This is a genomic window from Pedobacter jaeyakensis (assembly GCF_054461315.1).
This window is the reverse complement of the sequence record NZ_CM136921.1, coordinates 4,288,379-4,308,618: the sequence shown is the minus strand read 5'-3', so window position 1 is coordinate 4,308,618 and position 20,240 is coordinate 4,288,379. Positions and strand designations below refer to the sequence as shown.

The following is a 20,240-nucleotide window of genomic DNA, read 5'->3' as shown; positions in this document are numbered from 1 at the left end:
GCTATTTGATCATTTTTTGATGTCATTTTGTTAATTCATCTAAATTTCTGTTAGGTCCGTCCACTCCAAGGAGCGTTTTAACAAAAAAATCTCGCTTTTTATTCTTTCCAAATATTCCACCATCACTATGGCCAAGTCCTGGAACCACTATTAGTTCAAAAGTTTTTCCTGCTTTAATGAGTGCATCTGCAAATCGGTATGTTGACTCAGGTGGTACGTTAGTATCTGCTTCGCCAACTAATAACATTAGGTTGCCCTTCAATTTTCCTGCATTGGTGATATTAGATTGTGCTTCATAATGCGGACCCACTGGATAACCCATCCATTGTTCATTCCACCATTGTTTGTCAACCCTATTGTCATGACAACCGCAGGCTGCAACTGCAGAGGTATAAAACTCCGGATGAAATAAGACAGCACCACCCGCATTTTGTCCGCCGGCCGAGGTGCCGTAAATACCAACACGTGTCGCGTCAATATAATTGTGTTTTTGTGCAAGCGCTTTGATCCATAAGATCCGATCTTCAAAACCTGCATCTGCCAGGTTTTTCCAGCATACATCATGGAATGCTTTGGATCTATTGGATGTTCCCATACCATCACATTGTATCACAATGAATCCTAATTCTGCAATACTTTGCATTTCACTGTAGGGTAAAAAGTTTTTAGGAACAAAGGAGTCCTGTGGACCCGCATATATATACTCTATGACAGGGTAGGTCTTTGTGCTGTCCATATTTGATGGAACACTCATAATTCCCCAGATGTCGGTTTTACCATCTCTTCCTTTCGCCACGAATACCTCTGGTAGTTTAATGCCTATTTTTTGGAATTCATCAAGGGAAGCTCTTTCTATATCCATAATCTTTTTACCATCACTCGTTCTATTCAGTGTAGATACAGGAGGAACGTTGACTTGTGAGTAGGTATCAACAAAATGAGATTTATCTGGCGAGAAACTGAGGGTGTGGTTACCAATTTCAGGGCTTAGCTTAATTAAGTTTTTGCCATTGAATCCGATTCTATAGTAATGAACATTATAAGGGTCTTCTTTTGGGTTCATGCCACTGGCACTAAACCATACTTCCCGTTTTTTGACGTCTACACTATCTATGGTCCTTACAACCCATTCTCCGCTAGTGATTCTGTTTTTTTCCTTTCCTGTTAGCTCATCAATCAAATAAAGATGCCTGTATCCGTCTTTCTCAGTTGCCCAGACAATTTCATGGGTTTCCGGAAGATATTCTGTGAATATCTTTTGTTCATATATAAAGGTATTGGTCTTTTCGTCTATAATATTCTTTGAAGATCCGGTTCTTACATCTATTTCAATAACGCGGAAGCGCTGATGGCCTCTGTCTCTTCTTTCGAAAGTAAAGATATTATTGTCGCCTTTTCTCCAATGGAGTTGCGCCGGACCGAAAAAGTCTATCTTATCTACCGCCGCCTTTTTCGCCGTCTTATCCTGAATGTTGAAAATGTACATTTCAAAGCTGGTAAAGTCGTCACCCGGCTGCATGTAGTCCTGAGATTTCAACTCACCTCTAAATGTTCCAGGTTGCGAGCTTAGAATGTAATATACTTTTTTAGTCTCTTTGAAATCTATTTTATACCCAATTAAGTTTTTGCTGTCTGGTGACCAGCTCATTCTGCCGTATTCCTCGCCTGTTTTGCCATCCTTTGTTAATTGTATTTCTTCTTTTATACCTTCTGTTTTGACAAAGATGTTTCCCTCTTTAATGTAAGCAGTGTGTTTTTTATCTGGAGAGACAAATTCCCGCTGACCAAAGTTTCTTTGTCTCCTGTATCGCTCTGCAGGATCTATTGTCGTTTTTGGGGGCGTACTCATTACAGTAACCAAATCGCTATTCAATGGCCATTGATACCATACCTTATTAGACATAAACATGATGCTCGGCTGTCCGGGTTTAGCAATCATGTCTTCTATGGGAAGTGTGCCTGCTGTTATACTTTTACCAGTTGCCTTGTTAAAAGCAACTGCCAGTTTTTCATGATCAAATGCTTTGCTTTTAGTGTTTTTAATCAAGTCTACCAGCATAAACTCTGTTGTATTGAAAGCAGTGGCAACCCTGTACCAAAAGGATTTGCCGTCTGGGTTCCAATTTGGACGTACTGATGCCCGGAATACTTTCTTGGATGCTGTAGTATCCAGCATTGCTGATCTTTTATAGGCAGCGATCAGTTCCTGGTGGTTTGGTTTGTAGGCTTGTTGTGCATTTGAAATTAAGAAGGTGCTGCAAATAATAAGTAAAAGTAAAAATCTCATCGTGTTTTAAGCTTAAAAGGGTTGAATGGTAAAAATAGAAACATTAAAGCGAGGGATTTTTCTAAGAATTAGCCTATTGTAGCAAGAGATTATCCTAAATGAACCATTACTTATCACATTTTTGCAGAATCTACCTATGTTGCTTCGAACAGTAATTAATAATAATACATTTGAAATTAGTGCAAGAATGTGCTATAAAACTTGGTCTATGCAGTTAAAAAAAAGTGTTCTATTGTTATCCTTTCTTTTTCCGGTTGTGTTAATGGCACAAAATCCCTGGGAGAATCTTGCTAAGCGCCCATCAACGCTCGGAGTTGATCAAGGTTTCTTGAATGTGAAATGTACGTCCTTTGATATTCAGTTGCTAAAGTCATCACAGACTCTAGTTTCATTACGTCCCAGCTCAGACACGGCTTTTAACTTTAGTCCAGAGAAATTTCTAAAGCTAAGGAGCAGCGACGGGATGTATCAGCTTGGAGATCTTAACTTGAGAATTAAAGTTGGAACAGCGGAGTGGAAAAAATATAGTACTGCCACAAAGCGTGCTGTTGTATCTGCATTGCCAACAACAGGAAATGTTTTGGCGGCTGCAGACCTGAGTAACACCTTACCTGCAGATATTCCATTGCTTATAGAAAGGTACTGGGAGCAGGAGAATGGGGCATTGGTTTTAAGGTTCAAAATTAAAAATAAGAGCAACGCCACTATTGAGATAGGTTCATTGGGAATACCTCTGATTTTTAATAACATTATGCATGAAACTTCTCTAGATGAGGCCCATGCTAAAAATGTGTTTTATGATCCTTACATCGGTGCTGATGCCGGATATCTTCAAGCAACTCGATTGAGTGGAAAAGGTCCGGCTTTGCTGGTTCTGCCGCTAGGCAAAACGCCTTTTGAGGCTTACAGTCCTTTGTTAGATGATCCTACGCCAAGAGGAACCACCTTTGAAGGGTTTTATGAATGGATGCCCCTGACAAAAGCAACTGCAGAAATAGATTGGAAAAGTACTGAGCCATGGAATACACCAAGTTCATTGCTATTAAAACCAGGAGAGGTGCATGAGTATGGCCTGAAATTTATGTTGTCGCCCGAGATTAGAGCAATTGAAAAAACTTTAACTGCTGCCAACCGGCCTGTTGCGGTGGGAATCCCTGGCTACGTAGTTCCGCAGGACGTTGATGCCAAGCTCTTTTTGAATTATAAGTCGCCGATCGAATCGATTGGTGTTTATCCCGAAGGAGCATTGGAGCTTAAAAAACTCCCCTCACTTAAAACAGGTATTAAAGCCTTTCAGGTGAACGGTAAGATTTGGGGAAGAGCCAGGCTCACTATTGTTTATAAAGATGGGTTGATGCAAACGGTGCATTATAAAGTCATCAAGCCAGAGGCTCAGCTCGTAAGTGATTATGGAAATTTTCTGACAACCAAACAGTGGTATACCAATCCAAATGATCCATTTAAAAGAGCACCATCAGTAATTACTTACGATTACGATACGAAAACTCAAGTAACTGAAGATAGCAGGGCCTGGATTGCAGGTTTAAGTGATGAAGGCGGTGCCGGAAGCTGGTTGGGTGCGATGATGAAACAACTCGTCTCGCCGGACAGCGCGGAGCTGGTAAAGTTGCAGCAGTTTGTGAACCAGACCATTTGGGGTAAGATTCAGGTAAGTGCAGACTCTGGTAAGTATGGAGTAAAGAAAAGTCTTTTCTATTATGAGCCTGGCACAATGCCTGAGGGTACTTATAGTAAGGACATCAACTACAAAAGCTGGGCTGCATGGCCACTGAAAGAAGCCAATAATTTGGGGCGATCCTATAATTATCCTCACGTAGCGGCAGCACATTGGGTATTGTACCGTGAAGCACGTTATCATCAGGGTCTGGTAACAGAAAAAGATTGGAAATGGTACCTGGAAAATGCCTACTACACCAGTATGGCCATGGTAAACCTTGCCCCTTATTATGCGCAGTTCGGTCAGATGGAAGGCTCTGTGTTTTTATATATTCTTAAAGACTTGAAACATGAGGGTTATGTGGAAATGGCAGCATCGCTCGAGGCCGCTATGAAAAAAAGGGCAGATCATTGGCGTACCTTGAATTATCCATTTGGTAGTGAAATGCCATGGGATTCCACCGGACAAGAGGAGGTGTATATGTGGTCAGACTATTTCAACTACCATGATAAAGCAGAGGTAACATTAAATGCTATTCTGGGCTATATGCCTACTGTGCCACACTGGGGATATAACGGTAGTGCGCGCAGGTATTGGGATTTCTTATATGGAGGTAAATTATCAAGGGTGGAACGGCAACTTCATCACTATGGATCTGGTCTGAACGCGATTCCGGTATTGAATGAATTTAGAAATAAACCAGATGACCTTTATTTATTGCGGGTTGGCTATGGCGGTTTGCTGGGTGCAGTTTCCAATATTACCGAGGACGGATTCGGTCCGGCAGCCTTTCATGCATTTCCATCTACTTTAAAAATTGATGCCTTATCTGGCGATTATGGTTCCAATTTCTATGGCTATGCCGTTAATACCTCTACTTATATTGCCAATGACAAGACTTATGGATGGTTATCTTTTGGTGGTAACTTGACTAAAAAAGGTGATGTTGTTTCTGTAAAAATCACCACTGCCGCAAAATCAGCAGTCTTTATCGCACCTGTTGCTTTATGGATCACTTTAGATGCGGGGACAATTAGCGAAGTATCTTTCAATTCTTCAACTGGTGCGGTTGAGCTTTCGCTTAACCCCGCTGATTTGCACACCACAAAAGCTTATCTTAGATTGGAGCAGAGCTCAAAATACAAGTTGGAAGGGAATTACAACAGTTCAAAAGGAGCATATGAGATTCCACTGGGCCGTACTTTAGTGAAACTCAAATTAACTAAGTTAAAATGATGGTAGCTAATGGGAGTATTGGCAATTTATTAATCGCAGAATATGTTCAATAAAGAAGAATATATCAAAAGAAGGCAACAACTAGCCGACCAATTTAAATCTGGAATCGTATTGTTTTTAGGTAATGGAGAAAGTCCAATGAATTATTTGGATAATACCTATCACTTTCGGCAGGATAGTACCTTCTTATACTATTTCGGTATCAGCAGCCCCAATCTGGCTGCGGTGTTGGATATTGCTGAAGGTAAAACGATACTCTTTGGTGACGAGATGAGTATGGATGATATTGTTTGGATGGGCAGACAGAAGACATTGAACGAAAAGGCTCTGGAAGTTGGTGTTGAGTTGTTAGCACCCTCATCAAAGTTATCTGTTGTGTTGGCCAATGCTGCCCAGAAAGGAATAGAAATACATTTTCTTCCTCCATATCGGGCGGAAAATAAAATAAAGTTATCACAGTTACTTTCTTTAAATATTCAGTCAGTCAGTTCTTCAGCGTCACTCTCGTTTATAAAGGCTGTAATTGCTCAACGTTCAATTAAATCTGCTGTTGAAATAGAGGAGATCCATAAAGCGGTTTCTACATCTGTTGACATGCAGCTTTTAGCAATGCAGATGGCCAGACCAGGGATGAGTGAGCGGGAGATCGCTGCAGCGTTACAAGCAGTGGCCAGTACTGCCGGTGGTAACATCGCCTATCCAATTATTTTGACTATTAACGGTCACATCCTCCATAACCATTACCATGGTAACCTATTACAAGAAGGTGATCTCGTATTAAATGATTCTGGTGCGGAATCTGCACTAGGTTATGCTGGTGATCTTACCCGTACATTCCCTGCCGGGAAAACGTTTACTTCCGTACAAAAAGAGCTGTATTCCATTGTGCTAAATTCTTACCGTAGCGCGGTAAACTTATTAAAGCCGGGTGTGCGTTATCTAGATGTGCATTTGGAAGCTTGTCTTCAGTTGGCAGAAGGTTTGAAGACTTTGGGACTAATGAAGGGGAATATGAAAGATGCGGTACAGCAAGGTGCACATGCCCTTTTCTTTCAATGTGGAACCGGCCATATGATGGGATTGGATGTGCATGATATGGAAGACCTGGGAGAACAATATGTGGGTTATTCAGATGAACTCCTTAAAAATACCAGCCAGTTTGGTTTGAAATCCCTACGTCTAGGTAAGGCTTTAGAGGAAGGGTATGTATTGACTGTAGAACCTGGCCTCTACTTTATACCGGAACTGATAGAACAGTGGGAATCTGAAAAATTCCTGTCGGAGTTTATCAACTACGAACAGGTAAATAAGTTTAAGTCGTTTGGTGGAATCCGTGTAGAAGATGATTTTTTGATCACAGCAAACGGTTCTCAAATTTTAGGTAAACCACTTGCCTTAAACATTGAAGAAATAGAACAAATTAGATATAATGCATTTTAATAGGCCCATTATGTTTCCAATAAAAATAGGATTAATCGTTATTCTGAGCTGTCTTTTGTTATTTAACTCCAATGCTCAGACTGAATCAGTTAAAGTCAACAAATATTCACATGCGGATTCCTTACGTGGCGGTTTGAACAAAGAAAGGACATGGTGGGATGTGCAGCGCTATGAGCTTTCTTTTAAACCAGACTTTAATGCGAAGACGATTTCGGGTGACAATATCATCAGTTATAAGGTGGTTAAAAATAACGCTGGCTCGATAAAGATGCAGATTGACCTGCAGGAGCCGCTGATTATAGACAGTGTTTTGTACAACGGCAAAACGCCTATTTCTTTCCAGAAGTCTCAATCAGTTTGGTATCTAAATGTTCCCGCTCAGAAATTGTCTGCAATAAATAATGTCAGGATTTTCTACCATGGGAAAGTACACCAGGCCATCAGAGCTCCATGGGATGGTGGTTTTATATTCGGTCTTGATTCTCTCAAACGCCCATGGATGACCGTAGCTTGTCAGGGCTTAGGTGCCTCGGTCTGGTATCCGAATAAGGATCACCAAAGTGATGAGCCTGATAAAGGTGCCTCGTTAACCATGACCATTCCCGATACACTTACTGCAATAGGGAACGGCAGGATGGTTTTTAAACACACCAATGGCGATGGTACGGATACTTATAAATATAATGTGGTAAACCCGATAAGCAACTATTGCCTTATCCCATACATTGGCAAATACGTTAATTTTAAGGAGCAATATAAAGGAGAGAAAGGCCCGCTTAGCGTTAATTATTGGGTTTTGGATTACAACATGCAAAAAGCCAAATCCTATATGCCAGACCAGGTACATAAAATGTTCAAAGCCCTGGAATACTGGTTTGGTCCGTATCCGTTTTATGAAGACGGCTATCAGTTAATTGACGCTTCACATACAGGGATGGAGCACCAGTCGGCCGTTTCTTATGGCAATGGCTATAAATTTGGATACCGCGGTCGCGATGCTTCCGGATACGGCTGGGGGATGAAATGGGATTTCATCATCATCCACGAAAGCGGCCATGAATGGTTTGGGAACAACATCACTACAAATGATCTTGCGGATATGTGGGTGCATGAAGGTTTTACCAATTATAGCGAGACTCTTTTTACAGAATATCATTTTGGCAAGCAAGCAGGCAACGAGTATAATTACGGGATCAGGAAGGGCATCAGAAACGATAAGCCGATCATCCCGGAATATAATGTAAATGCACAAGGTAGTGGAGATATGTACCCGAAGGGTGGTAACATGCTGCATAGCATTAGACACAGCATAGATAATGATGTGTTATTTAGGAATATATTGCGAGGCTTGAATAAGGATTTTTATCATCAGACTGTTAATACCGGTCAGATAGAATCTTATATCTCAAAGAAAGCAGGTTATGATTATAGTAAAGTCTTTGATCAATATTTGCGTACTGTACAAACACCAACGTTAAATTACTATATAACAGAGGGTAAGATTTATTATAGGTGGACAAACTGTGTGGCTGGTTTTAATTTACCGATTGTGATGAATAACGGAGTTGTTAAAGTCAGGATTATTCCTTCTGAAATATGGCAACACCAGGAACTAAAACCGGCCCAAATAAAGCTTTTCGAAAAGGCTGAGGTGGAAAAGATGTATGATGTTAAGATATTGGTAACACCTGTTAATATCCATATTTAAACCGCGCGGCCTTAAGGCTATTTTTGATAAAAATTATAGATTATGAGTATTATATGGTCAGGTGTATTCCCTGCAGTGACGACAAAGTTTACAGACAATGATGAATTGGACTTTGATGCTTTCGATAAAAATATAGAGGCGCAGTTAGAGGCTGGTGCTGAAGGCATCATTCTTGGTGGATCTTTAGGTGAGGCGAGTGTTCTTACTGATGATGAGAAGTTTGGATTGCTTTCACATACAATTGCGTTTGTCGAAGGCAAAGTTCCAGTTTTATTGAACATTGCAGAATCAACAACTAAAAAAGCAATTGAGGCAGCCCGAAAGGCTTATAGTTTAGGTGCTAGCGGCCTAATGTTATTACCTCCAATGCGCTATTATGCAGATATTGAAGAGACGTTAACTTTCTTCAAAGCAGTAGCAGAGGCTACTCCACTGCCAATAATGATTTACAATAATCCAGTAGATTACAAAATAGAGGTTACATTGGATATGTTTGAAGAGCTGGCAAAGCTTCCAAACATTCAGGCAGTAAAAGAATCTACAAGGGATATTTCTAATATCACCAGGATGATCAATCGTTTTGGCGATCGTTTTAAAATCTTTACCGGTGTAGATCCTTTAGCGATGGAAAGCTTGGTAATGGGTGCTGATGGCTGGGTTGCCGGTTTAGTAGATGCGTTTCCGAAGGAAACTGTAGCCATCTACAGGTTGGTTAAAGAAAACAGAATTGCAGAAGCACTAACTATTTACAGATGGTTCCTGCCAGTATTAGAATTGGATATTCATCCAAAATTGGTACAATACATTAAATTGGCTGAGGTTGCAACCGGAATAGGTACAGAAAACGTTAGGGCCCCGAGGTTACCGATTAAAGGCGAGGAACGTGAGCGCGTGCTAAAGATCATCAACGATGCATTGGCGGTTCGTCCGGAATTGCCTGAAAACAGTTGGGGTGTGTTAGCAGCTCAAACAGTATGATTAGAAGAACATTTAATGCAATAAATGCGGCTACGGGTGCAGTGTTGGATGGTGAATACCAATGCGCAACTGATTCAGATATTCGGCAGGCATTAGAAGCTGCTGAAGCAGCACATCTGGAATATAAGAATATTAGCAGAGATAAAAAGGTCGAGTTCTTAAATGCGATTGCTGATGAGATTGAGTCTATACGAGAAAGTCTGGTAAAACGGGCAGGTGAAGAAAGTGGATTACCAGCTGGTAGATTAGAAGGTGAAGTAGGACGTACTACTGGTCAGTTGCGCATGTTTGCAAATCAGGCTGCAGAAGGATCATGGGTAAATGCAGTAATTGATCATGCACAACCTGACAGGAAACCATTTCCCAGGTCTGATATTAGAAGAATGCTGGTGCCTATCGGGCCTGTAGTGGTTTTTGGAGCCAGTAATTTTCCGCTCGCATTCTCCGTGGCGGGGGGTGATACTGCATCGGCGTTGGCAGCAGGTTGCCCTGTTGTAGTAAAGGCACATCCTGCACATCCAGGAACGAGCGCGCTTGTTGGATCCGCAATTTCTGCTGCAGTTAGAAAAGTTGGGTTGCCGCAGGGCGTATTCACACTCTTGTTTGATGACGGCCATCAGGTAGGAGCTGCATTGGTAATGCATCCTAAGGTTAAAGCTGTAACTTTTACTGGTTCATTCAAAGGAGGAATGGCTTTGCTAAATATTGCACAGCAACGTGCTACTCCAATACCGGTATTTGCCGAGATGGGAAGTGTTAACCCGGTGGTACTTTTACCAGGAGTCTTAAAGTCGAAACCAGAGCAAACCGCGGTTGCTTATGCAGGTTCGATCACGCTGGGTGCCGGACAATTCTGTACGAATCCAGGTTTGATTTTCGCAGTTAAATCACCAGGATTAGATGCATTTATTAGTAAGCTCGGAGAATTGATTGCCTCAACCCCGTCCGCCACTATGCTCACTTCAGGTATACATTATAACTACCAAAAACTATCTCAGGAGATATTAGCTGAAGACGGTGTTTCTTTGATTACGACTTCAGACGTACTAAATACTGATTTGGAAAACCAGTCGCTGGCCACTGTTGCTAGTGTTCCTGCTTCCGTGTTTATCGCAAACCCCAAGCTTCAGGAAGAAATATTTGGTCCATATTCCTTACTGGTTATCGCAAACGATATGAATGAGCTGGAAGTAGCAATTGATGCTTTGGGAGGTCAGTTAACAGCCACTATTATGGCGGAAAAGGATGAGTTAGGCAATTACAAAAGTTTTATAAACAAACTCACCGATAAAACGGGACGACTGATTTTGAATGGTGTACCTACAGGTGTTGAAGTTTGTGCAGCCATGCAACATGGAGGACCATTTCCTGCAACAAATGATAACAGGTTTACATCTGTAGGAGCAACCGCTATCTACAGATTTGTAAGGCCGGTAGCCTGGCAAGATTGGGAACAGCAATTGCTCCCTGATGAACTTAAAGAAGAGAACCCATTAGGAATATTCAGATTAACAGACAACAAATGGACAAAATAAATGGGGAGTAAAACATTTTTTTGTGTTGATGCACATACCTGCGGAAATCCGGTACGGTTGGTGGCGGGCGGTGGCCCAGTGCTCAGAGGAGCAAATATGAGTGAAAAAAGGCAGCATTTTCTTAAAGAATATGACTGGATCAGAACAGGGTTAATGTTTGAGCCAAGAGGACATGATATGATGTCTGGCAGCATACTTTATCCACCGCATGATCCTGAAAATGATGTGGCGGTGTTATTTATTGAGACTAGTGGATGTTTACCCATGTGCGGTCACGGTACTATTGGTACCATTACTATCGCAATCGAGGAAGGGTTGATACAGCCTAAAGTGCCGGGAATTGTGAGAATGGAAGCTCCTGCCGGCTTGGTGTTAATCGAATATAAACAAGTGGAAGGTAAGGTCCATTCTGTAAAATTAAGGAATGTGCCAGCCTATCTAGCCGCGGAGAGCCTTGAGGTAGAATGTCCTGATTTAGGTGTGCTGATCTTTGACGTAGCCTATGGAGGAAACTTTTATGCGATCGTTGATCCCCAGGAAAATTTCCCTGGGATAGAACACTATACTGCAGCTCAACTCATCACCTGGAGTCAGGCAGTTAGAAAGAGAATCAACGAAAAATATTCCTTTGTACATCCTATGGATGCCACTATAAATGGCTGCAGTCATGTGCTATGGGCCGGTAAGCCACTTGATGCAACTTCTTCAGCACGAAACGCTGTTTTTTACGGGGATAAAGCAATAGACCGCTCCCCATGTGGCACAGGAACTTCAGCCAGAATGGCTCAATTACACGCGAAAGGAAAGTTGGTACAGGGAGAGGATTTTATACACGAAAGTATTATTGGCAGTAAGTTTATTGGCAGGGTTGAAGCGGTAACAAAAGTAGCGCAGTTCGATGCGATCATTCCAAGTGTGGAAGGGTGGGCTAAAGTATTCGGTTACAATACAATTAAAATTGATGATGACGATCCTTATGCCCACGGGTTTCAGGTGATCTAGAAGAAAATAAATGGCAGATATACTAATAATTGGTGCTGGAATAGTTGGACTTAGCTCTGCTTACTATTTGCGGAAGCAGGGACATCAGGTAGTGATCCTGGACAAGAGTGATATACAAGATAACTGTTCTTTCGGAAATGCGGGGATGATTGTTCCAAGTCATTTCGTTCCTCTTGCTGCTCCTGGCATGATACAACAGGGTATTAGATGGATGTTTAATAGTAAAAGCCCCTTTTACGTTAAGCCTTCTTTGAACAAAGACCTCATCAGCTGGGGTTTAAAATTCATGAAGTATGCGAATGATGACCATGTGGCCCATTCAGCAGAACCTTTAAGGGATCTGGCATTATTAAGTAAAAAGCTATATCAGGATCTGGCTAAGGAGCCTGGGTTTGACTTTGGCCTTAAAAACAACGGAATCCTGGCATTTTACAAAACGGAGAAAGCGGGTGAAGAAGAAGCACATCTTGCAGAAAAGGGCAGGGCGCTTGGCTTGGATATGGTGGTATTAAGTCCACAAGAGTGCAAAGCATTACAGCCGGAGATAGAATTGGACGTCCTTGGAGCTGTACATTATAAGTGCGATTCCCACCTGTATCCAACAAAACTGATGCAGGCATTGATCCGTTTTCTGGAAAATGATGGGGTAGAAATTGTTAGAAATCATGAAGTTACCGAGATTGACCACGTTAATGGGGCAATTAATTCCGTTAGAGCTGGTGGGAAAGTTTGGAAGGCGGACCAATATGTATTGGCCACAGGTTCCTATTCTCCGGCTTTAGCTCAACTTGCAGGTATTAAGCTTTCTATAATGCCAGGTAAGGGGTATTCTTTTATGGAAGACAATGTAGAAGACAAGTTGCAAATTCCAGCGCTTTTATGTGAGGCAAGAGTTGCCATAACTCCTATGAATGATCAAATCCGCTATGGTGGTACCATGGAACTTGCGAAGATCAATGATCAGGTAAACATGAAAAGGGTGCAAGGAATTGTAGAGTCGGTACCAAAATATATGACCAATTTACGGCCTGCATTACCTCAGCTAAGTAAAATCTGGTATGGCTTCAGACCAGCCTCGCCGGATGGGTTACCCTACATTGGGCGCAGCAAAGATTTTGGTAATTTATTGATTGCAACGGGACATGGAATGATGGGCCTGGGTTTGGGACCTGCTACCGGATTGTTGATAAGCCAATTGATAGATGAGGATAAAACAGATGTAGATGTTAAGGCATTTTTACCATCAAGATTTGGTTAAAAGCTGGTAAAATTGAGCAAGTTTAGGTTAATATTGATCACATGTAACCATATTTTAACCTTATTTGATGTTTTTCTTTGGAGTGATTGTTAAAAATCGTACATTTTGTTATCCAAACCAATTACATCATGAAAGTTTTACCATTCACACTGCTAGTACCAGATGATAAAAGTGTTATTACTGAGCATGTAGAGCTTCCTCATTTCTATCCTTACCTGCACAGACACGATGAGTGTCAAATTACATGGGTTCAGGAAGGTGAAGGGACTCTAATTGCCGGAAATAGTATGCACGATTTTCAAGCTGGTGATGTTTTTCTAATTGGCGCAAATCTCCCACACCTATTCAAAAGTAACCCTGAGTACTTCGTTTCCGACAACGGTAAATTGATTAAGGCATGTTCTATCTACTTCAATCCGGAAGGAATGATGGGCCCCCTTTTTAACTTACCTGAAATGAAGAATTCAAAGTCATTCCTGCAGCACAACAGACACGGGTTTAAAATAGCTGCAAAGGATACCAATCCTATTTCCGACAAGATGCTGTCCATACACAATTCCTCTGGAACTGACTTGATCTTTAAGTTTATTGAGTTGTTAAATGATTTTAAAGAGATGAAAGAGATAGACCAACTTTGCCCTTCTGTTTATTCATCAGATATATCCGAAAATGAAGGCATGCGGTTGAGTAAAATTCTTAATTTCATTATGCAAAACTTTAATAACCAAATTACGTTAGAGGATGTTTCAGAAATTGCATATATGACTCCACAAGCTTTCTGCAGGTACTTTAAAAAACATACAGGCCGCAAATTCATCTCTTTTTTGAACGAAGTAAGAATCAACGAGGCTTGTAAAAATCTTGTGGCAGGTAAAAAAGCGGAATGTATTTCCGGAGTTGCCTACAGTTCAGGTTTCAATAGCATTACGAATTTCAATCGTGTGTTTAAGAGTGTGATTGGTAGTTCTCCAAAAGATTATATCAGCTCCTATAACAAATTAAACAATGTGTCTTATATAGGCATGTAACCATATTTAATCTTAGGACTGGCCCAGGCCAGTTCCTAAGATTAATGAGGTAGCTTGTCCCTGATCACCCCATATAGATAGGTTCCGGCTACGGCCCCAACAGCCACTATTACCATCCCGGGATATCCATATCCAATGTTTACGAAAATTGGGCCCGGACATGCTCCTGTTAACGCCCATCCTAAACCGAATATAATGCCTCCAATTAGGTATCTGCGCCAGCTTGCTTCTTTGGGTAAGAAAACTATTGCTTCGCTTTTTACATCTTTTATCTGGAATTTTTTAATCAAGTAAACGGCGGCTGCGCCAATGATCACTGCGGTTCCAATTATCCCGTACATATGAAAAGATTGAAAGCGGAACATTTCCTGAATGCGGTACCAGGAGATTGCCTCCGATTTCGTCATCACAACCCCGAAGAAAATACCGGTTAATATATATTTAATGAATTTCATTACGAAAAGATTAATGGAAATAAGAAATGGGTCATGATTAATCCCCCTACAAAGAAACCGAGAACAGCGATCAATGAGGGGATTTGTAAATTCGAAAGGCCACTGATGGCATGTCCGGAAGTGCAACCGCCGGCATATCTTGTACCAAAACCCACCATGATGCCGCCTGCTAAAAGGATTAAAATAACTTTTACCGATGACAGAGATTTAAAATCAAACAGTGTTGAAGGGTTTAACCCACCATCAAACCTGATACTCAACAAAGCCAGATCGTGAATAGTGGATTGTGATAATTTAAGAGGTGCATTACTTGCTAATACCGTTGATGACAGGAAGCCGCCAATAATGGCACCAACTAAAAATAGCAGGTTCCATTTTTGTGCCTTCCAGTTAAAGTCAAAAAACTTTACTTTCTTTCCCGCACCCAACATACTGCACATGGTGCTTAGATTTGATGAAAAACCAAAGGATTTTCCAAAATAGAGTAGCATGATCATAATCAGTGCAATTGCCGCACCGGATGTATACCAAGGCCAGGGTTGTTTAATTAGTTCTATCATACGCGTCCAATAGTTGCATTACTATGTTTTTTATGGCTTTATAAAGATACAAACGATTGGGATGTCGACGATAAATTATAAACTTTTCCCAAAATTATATAATAGGCTTTTCGCATGTTGTACCGATCTTTACAAGACATAAAAACTATTACATCATGAAAAAGATTATGCTAATCGTTGCGTTTGTTGCAACAATTTTTGTACAGGCCGGATTTACACAGGAGAATAAAGGAATAGCAATTTTGCCTTCTTATTATAGTCTAAAAGATGCTTTAGTGGTTGGTAATGCTGCAATTGCATCAACTAAAGCTGAAGAGTTAACGAAAGCCATTAACGGTGCAGACGAGAAGCTAATCGATAAAAGCATTAAGGCAGTGCTATCAAAACAGACAGCTGTTATTGCCAAGAGCAAAGATATAAAAGCGCAGCGGGAACAGTTCTCCGCTCTTTCAACTGGTATCATAGCGCTTGCTAAAACTGCCAAACTTTCTGCAGAGCCGGCATACGTGATGTATTGCCCGATGAAAAAAAGCAGTTGGCTAAGTAGCGAGAAAGCAGTTAAAAATCCATATTACGGTAGCGCAATGCTAACATGCGGGTCGGTACAGGAGACGATTAGCAAATAATTTATGCGCTGTAGAATTTTGGTGCTCATCATTCTGTTGGGTTGGCTTTCACGTGCTCCAGCCCAGCACAAAATGTCGATGCCTACTCCTAAGACAGACAGAGCGTCATCCTCGGCCGGAAAGAATACCGTTCGCTACGATTTGTATATTAGTGACACTACCGTAAATTATTCCGGTAAGCCAGCTCATGCAATAGCTGTCAACGGTGCTATACCTGGTCCCACATTAACTTTCACCGAAGGAGATACTGCAGAAGTTCATGTGCATAACTTGATGCATATGGAGACTTCAATACATTGGCATGGTGTATTTTTACCCAACTACATGGATGGTGTACCTTATCTTACGCAAATGCCAATTATGCCAGGAAAGACCTATGTTTATAAATTTAAGGTGATCCAGAACGGAACTTACTGGTACCACAGCCATACCATGCTACAAGAACAGAGTGGTATGTATGGAGCCTTAATTTTTAAGAAAAAAAATGAGCCGGATATGCCCGCCATTCCAGTTGTGTTGAGTGATTGGACGGACATGAAGCCGGAAGAGGTGGACCGGTCATTGCACAATGCTAACGACTGGTTTGCTATAAAAAAGCGTATCACTCAAAGTTATGCGGAAGCGATTAACCAGGGCTATTTTAAAACTAAAGTTGCTAACGAGTGGAAGCGTATGAATGCCATGGACGTGAGTGATGTGTATTATGAGCGGTTTTTAACGAATGGTAAGCACGTTACAGAGTCTCACAGCTTTAAAGCCGGAACAAAAGTGAAGTTGCGGGTAGTTAATGGTGGAAGCTCCAGTTATTTCTGGCTTACCTATGCCGGGAGTAAGATCACTGTTGTCGGTAACGATGGAAACGATGTGCAACCGGTCGAGGTAGACCGTTTAATTATCGCGCCTTCAGAAACTTATGATTTGATTGTTGACATTCCTGATGACCTGGCTTACGAATTTCGTTCCACCGCAGAAGACCGTACCGGTTTTACATCGATGTGGATAGGTAAGGGGTCCCGTGTTGCTGTAAGGCCTCTTGGTAAATTAAAATACTTTGAAGGCATGGCAATGATGAACGGTATGATGAAGATGAATGGTGACATGGCTCCCATGGGTATGCAAATGAGTAACCAGCAAATGGATATGAATAATGTGATGTATCCGGAAGTTGCAACCCCAGACAGTTCCGCTGCAATGCCCGTTACCCTTAATTATAGCATGCTGCGAGCTACAGAAAAAACAACATTAAGCCAAGGGCCAGAGAAGTTGCTTCGATTTGAGTTGACAGGTAACATGAACAGGTATGTGTGGACTATAGATAATAAAACGGTATCTGAGGCCGATAATATCCTGATCAAAAAGGGTGAAAACGTAAAAATAATTTTATACAACAATTCGATGATGAGGCATCCAATGCACCTTCATGGGCATGATTTCCGGGTGTTGAATGGACAGGGAGAATATGCACCCCTAAAGAATGTCCTTGATATTATGCCAATGGAAACAGATACCCTCGAGTTCGCCGCAACAGAAAGTGGGGATTGGTTTTTTCACTGCCACATTTTGTACCACATGATGAGTGGTATGGGAAGAATATTCAGTTATGAAGGATCAATGCCCAATCCGGAGATTAAAAATTTGGCCTACGCACGAAGGAAATTGTATAGTGATGACCGTAAATTCCACCCCATGGTAAATCTTGGTTTGGAAAGCAATGGAACTGACGGAGAAGCAGCCCTTTCCAATACCAGGTATCGTTTTTCAACGGAATGGCGCATTGGCTTAAAATCAGCCCATGGCTTAGAAAGTGAAACCTATTTGGGTCGGTATTTAGGAAAAATGCAGTGGCTGTTTCCGTTCATTGGCTTTGATTACCATCGCGATATCCTTAATAACGAAATTGAACATAACCTATTTGGTCAGTTAAGTAACCAAAAGAACAGGAAAGCCTTTATGGCTGGTGTGCAATATACTTTGCCTATGTTATTTGTTGCAGAAGCGAGGTTAGACAGCAAGGGCAAATTTAGAGTGCAACTAAAACGGGAAGATATTCCGTTGACCAGCAGATTACGTCTAAACTTAACAGGAAACACCGACAAAGAGTATATGGCAGGACTGCGTTATGTGGTTACCAAATACATGTCTTTAAGTACCCATTACGATAGCGATATGGGTTATGGAGGTGGTCTGACGGTTACTTATTAGCCTTTAACCCTGTTCTTCTCTGCATCTGCTCCATTATTCTCATGTTTTGCAGGACTGGTAAAGGTCTTCCCGAAGCGGTAATTAAATGATAAAATCGCTGTTCTGGTATCCGATTTGTTAATCCAATTGGCTTCTGTTTGTGCTAGATTATTGATTACACCTGTACGTACCTGGCTGTAAAACAAGTCGTTCAGGCTCAATTTTAATGTTGCTTTTGCGGATAGTTTTTTCTGCAGAGCAACATTTGCTACCCAAATTTCACCCAATACAAACTGCGCAGAAATCATTCTGTTTCGGTAATTGCCGCTCAATTCCCCATCCCAGCCTTTGCCGAATGTTATCCTTGCATTGGCATTGCTGTAAATATAAGTCCCACTTGTATTTAACGTACCTGTGTAAAATGCGCTTTTACTTGCAATATTAGTCAACTCACTATAAATATTGATATTTAGCCATTTAAATGGATTAAAATCACCGTTAAATGAAATGCTTTTTACTGTTTGCCTACCAAGGTTCGCAGGTCTACTATAATAGGTTCCATTTGTGATTTCTATTGTTTCGTTCACATCGTCCTTAGCGTTTGAATAACTGGAAGTTAGGGTGTACTTGTTTTTAAGTGTATAAGAGAGCTCCAGTGATTGGATATACGAAGGCTTTAGAAATGGATTGCCAACATAGTACGTAAATTTATCTAATGGCGATAGAAAGGGGTTCAAATCCTGGTAATATGGTCGCTCTATTCTTCGTCCATAGTTTAGGCCTATCTGGTGATTGCTCGCCGAATCTAACTTGTACAGTAAATAGGCAGTTGGAAAGATGCTGGTGTAAGATTTTGTAAAAGTGGAATCGCGCTTCATGATGTTTCCCAACTGGTGACCGTTAGACCGGGTATTCTCCGCTCTTAAACCCAACTGCAATGAAAGGCGCTTCATTTCCTTGCTTAAGTTTATATAAGCCGCACTAATACGTTCCTGGAAAAGGAAATGATTACTTTTATCATAGTCTGGTTTGGTAGTCTGGTTAACTGTAGTCGCGTATCCGGCTTGATTGTCTGTGGTGGTGTAACTTGTCTTCAAGCCGGATTCAAATTTCCAACCCTTACGCATCGGTAATGTGTAATCTGTTTTTATCGAGTAAATATTGATGGTAGAAGGGAGGTCGCCACTTAAAATGTCTTCTGACTTTAATCCTCCGCCTGCAAAATAACTGTGGTTGTAATAAGTTTGATCAGTCTGGTTTTGATAGGTCAAGTAATCAGCATCAGCTGTAATACCGTGGCCTGTGCTGTCAAACTGATGTCTGTAATTAAAGTTTAATCCACCATTATTGAAATTAATCTTGTCAACATTGTTCGCAGTTATGATCGAGTCCAATAGGTTGTTTGCGTTAAAAAGGTTACTCGTATTGTTGTTGATCTGAGTGGATTTTCTCTTCATGCCAGTAACAACTAAGCCCCATGTTGTAGTATGAGACTGATAGTAGTCTGCTCCAAATTTTCCATTAAGGGTATTGCCGTTGCGGTCGAAAAAGCTATTCTGATTAAAAAATGAACGCGGACTATTATCTGAATTTTTATAAGTTCTGTTGATGTCCAGATCAGTAAAGCTATTGTTGTAGGTATCACTTATGATCCCATAATAGTTCATTTTTCTGTCGCGTATGTTAAAGTTTAAACTATTTGGTAGCCTTGTCCTCTTTCCCTGATTAATGGCTAAGTTAAGTGCACCGTTAAAGCCTTTGGCAGTTCCTTTTTTCGTTCTGATATTAATGACGCCTGCTCCACCAGCGGCATCGTATCTCGCCGGTGGGTTACTCATAATTTCTATTTGTTCAAGGGAGGAAGAGGGTAGTGATTTCAGGTAATTTTGAAGATCGTCTGCAGCCAGATAGGTGGGCTTGTCGTCTATAAATATGAGTACACCTTGCTTTCCCTTTAAACTAACTACGCCGTTTTGATCTACCTGCACGCCTGGCGACTTTTCAAGGACATCTAATGCAGAGGTTCCAGCATTGGAAATGAGTGCATCAACGTTAACAACCACACGGTCCATTTTCTTGACGCTGAATGCTTTTTTAGAGTTAACACTTACTTCTTTGAGGGTTTTGACAGTGTCGGTCTGTTGCTTTTTAGTATTATCTGACTGCTGAGCATTGGTTGTTTCAGGGGATATTACTGCACCAGCAGTCAGCACCACAATCGTTAAGAGGGTAATAAGTTTGGAACTCATGATGAGGAGAATGCTATGT

General features: G+C 41.2%; 14 protein-coding genes. 10 read left to right on the top strand and 4 right to left on the bottom strand.

What is annotated here, in order from left to right:
* Positions 1–22 precede the first annotated feature (22 nt).
* Positions 23–2,287 carry a S9 family peptidase gene (locus tag ACXZ1K_RS19015; protein ID WP_458971268.1) on the bottom strand — a complete coding sequence of 755 codons (2,265 nt, stop codon included), beginning with the start codon at positions 2,285–2,287 and terminating at the stop codon, positions 23–25.
* Positions 2,288–2,495: 208 nt separating this feature from the next.
* On the opposite strand from ACXZ1K_RS19015, the gene ACXZ1K_RS19010 reads away from it, so the two are divergent.
* The 8 genes from ACXZ1K_RS19010 (at position 2,496) to ACXZ1K_RS18975 (ending at position 14,150) form a co-directional block, all read left to right on the top strand.
* A complete protein-coding gene (locus tag ACXZ1K_RS19010; RefSeq protein WP_458971267.1) occupies positions 2,496–5,201 on the top strand; it encodes a DUF5695 domain-containing protein in 2,706 nt (901 codons plus the stop codon).
* Positions 5,202–5,243: 42 nt separating this feature from the next.
* Positions 5,244–6,641: an aminopeptidase P family protein gene (locus tag ACXZ1K_RS19005; protein WP_458971266.1), complete on the top strand. Its 1,398-nt coding sequence runs from the start codon at positions 5,244–5,246 to the stop codon at positions 6,639–6,641.
* Positions 6,642–6,651: 10 nt separating this feature from the next.
* Positions 6,652–8,349, top strand: coding sequence for a M1 family metallopeptidase (locus ACXZ1K_RS19000; protein ID WP_458971265.1), 1,698 nt, complete (start codon positions 6,652–6,654; stop codon positions 8,347–8,349).
* 42 nt (positions 8,350–8,391) lie between these two features.
* On the top strand, positions 8,392–9,327 hold the full coding sequence (locus ACXZ1K_RS18995) for a dihydrodipicolinate synthase family protein (RefSeq protein WP_458971264.1): 936 nt from the start codon (positions 8,392–8,394) through the stop codon (positions 9,325–9,327).
* On the top strand, positions 9,324–10,862 hold the full coding sequence (locus ACXZ1K_RS18990) for an aldehyde dehydrogenase (NADP(+)) (protein ID WP_458971263.1): 1,539 nt from the start codon (positions 9,324–9,326) through the stop codon (positions 10,860–10,862). The genes ACXZ1K_RS18995 and ACXZ1K_RS18990 overlap by 4 nt, the downstream gene beginning before the upstream one ends.
* Complete coding sequence (locus tag ACXZ1K_RS18985) at positions 10,863–11,864, top strand: 4-hydroxyproline epimerase (RefSeq protein WP_458971262.1); 1,002 nt, start codon at positions 10,863–10,865, stop codon at positions 11,862–11,864. It begins immediately after the preceding gene.
* Between the two features lie 10 nt (positions 11,865–11,874).
* Positions 11,875–13,122: an NAD(P)/FAD-dependent oxidoreductase gene (locus ACXZ1K_RS18980; RefSeq protein WP_458971261.1), complete on the top strand. Its 1,248-nt coding sequence runs from the start codon at positions 11,875–11,877 to the stop codon at positions 13,120–13,122.
* A 128-nt stretch (positions 13,123–13,250) separates the two neighbouring features.
* On the top strand, positions 13,251–14,150 hold the full coding sequence (locus tag ACXZ1K_RS18975; protein ID WP_458971260.1) for an AraC family transcriptional regulator: 900 nt from the start codon (positions 13,251–13,253) through the stop codon (positions 14,148–14,150).
* Between the two features lie 41 nt (positions 14,151–14,191).
* Here the strand turns inward: ACXZ1K_RS18975 and ACXZ1K_RS18970 are convergent, their stop codons facing one another.
* Positions 14,192–14,605 (bottom strand): DUF6691 family protein, encoded by a 414-nt coding sequence (locus ACXZ1K_RS18970; RefSeq protein ID WP_458971259.1) that lies wholly within the window; start codon positions 14,603–14,605, stop codon positions 14,192–14,194.
* The gene (locus ACXZ1K_RS18965; protein WP_458971258.1) at positions 14,605–15,165 is read right to left on the bottom strand and encodes a YeeE/YedE family protein; all 561 of its coding nucleotides are present in this window, start codon (positions 15,163–15,165) and stop codon (positions 14,605–14,607) included. Before ACXZ1K_RS18965 ends, ACXZ1K_RS18970 begins: the two co-directional genes overlap by 1 nt.
* Positions 15,166–15,320: 155 nt before the next feature.
* On the opposite strand from ACXZ1K_RS18965, the gene ACXZ1K_RS18960 reads away from it, so the two are divergent.
* Together ACXZ1K_RS18960 and ACXZ1K_RS18955 are read left to right on the top strand one after the other, a co-directional pair.
* The gene (locus ACXZ1K_RS18960; RefSeq protein ID WP_458971257.1) at positions 15,321–15,791 is read left to right on the top strand and encodes a DUF3347 domain-containing protein; all 471 of its coding nucleotides are present in this window, start codon (positions 15,321–15,323) and stop codon (positions 15,789–15,791) included.
* A 3-nt stretch (positions 15,792–15,794) separates the two neighbouring features.
* Positions 15,795–17,993 carry a multicopper oxidase domain-containing protein gene (locus ACXZ1K_RS18955; protein ID WP_458971256.1) on the top strand — a complete coding sequence of 733 codons (2,199 nt, stop codon included), beginning with the start codon at positions 15,795–15,797 and terminating at the stop codon, positions 17,991–17,993.
* Here ACXZ1K_RS18955 and ACXZ1K_RS18950 read toward each other — a convergent pair.
* A complete protein-coding gene (locus tag ACXZ1K_RS18950; protein ID WP_458971255.1) occupies positions 17,990–20,221 on the bottom strand; it encodes an outer membrane beta-barrel protein in 2,232 nt (743 codons plus the stop codon). The genes ACXZ1K_RS18955 and ACXZ1K_RS18950 overlap by 4 nt on opposite strands.
* Positions 20,222–20,240 lie beyond the last annotated feature (19 nt).

What these genes read in the sequence shown, in the direction of transcription:
- ACXZ1K_RS19000 (WP_458971265.1), top strand. Translation starts at nt 6,652, where the DNA reads ATGTTTCCAATAAAAATAGGATTAATCGTTATTCTGAGCTGTCTTTTG.
- ACXZ1K_RS19015 (WP_458971268.1), bottom strand. Translation starts at nt 2,287, where the DNA reads ATGAGATTTTTACTTTTACTTATTATTTGCAGCACCTTCTTAATTTCA.
- ACXZ1K_RS18985 (WP_458971262.1), top strand. Translation starts at nt 10,863, where the DNA reads ATGGGGAGTAAAACATTTTTTTGTGTTGATGCACATACCTGCGGAAAT.
- ACXZ1K_RS18970 (WP_458971259.1), bottom strand. Translation starts at nt 14,605, where the DNA reads ATGAAATTCATTAAATATATATTAACCGGTATTTTCTTCGGGGTTGTG.
- ACXZ1K_RS19010 (WP_458971267.1), top strand. Translation starts at nt 2,496, where the DNA reads ATGCAGTTAAAAAAAAGTGTTCTATTGTTATCCTTTCTTTTTCCGGTT.
- ACXZ1K_RS18965 (WP_458971258.1), bottom strand. Translation starts at nt 15,165, where the DNA reads ATGATAGAACTAATTAAACAACCCTGGCCTTGGTATACATCCGGTGCG.
- ACXZ1K_RS18960 (WP_458971257.1), top strand. Translation starts at nt 15,321, where the DNA reads ATGAAAAAGATTATGCTAATCGTTGCGTTTGTTGCAACAATTTTTGTA.
- ACXZ1K_RS18975 (WP_458971260.1), top strand. Translation starts at nt 13,251, where the DNA reads ATGAAAGTTTTACCATTCACACTGCTAGTACCAGATGATAAAAGTGTT.
- ACXZ1K_RS18995 (WP_458971264.1), top strand. Translation starts at nt 8,392, where the DNA reads ATGAGTATTATATGGTCAGGTGTATTCCCTGCAGTGACGACAAAGTTT.
- ACXZ1K_RS18990 (WP_458971263.1), top strand. Translation starts at nt 9,324, where the DNA reads ATGATTAGAAGAACATTTAATGCAATAAATGCGGCTACGGGTGCAGTG.
- ACXZ1K_RS18955 (WP_458971256.1), top strand. Translation starts at nt 15,795, where the DNA reads ATGCGCTGTAGAATTTTGGTGCTCATCATTCTGTTGGGTTGGCTTTCA.
- ACXZ1K_RS18950 (WP_458971255.1), bottom strand. Translation starts at nt 20,221, where the DNA reads ATGAGTTCCAAACTTATTACCCTCTTAACGATTGTGGTGCTGACTGCT.
- ACXZ1K_RS18980 (WP_458971261.1), top strand. Translation starts at nt 11,875, where the DNA reads ATGGCAGATATACTAATAATTGGTGCTGGAATAGTTGGACTTAGCTCT.
- ACXZ1K_RS19005 (WP_458971266.1), top strand. Translation starts at nt 5,244, where the DNA reads ATGTTCAATAAAGAAGAATATATCAAAAGAAGGCAACAACTAGCCGAC.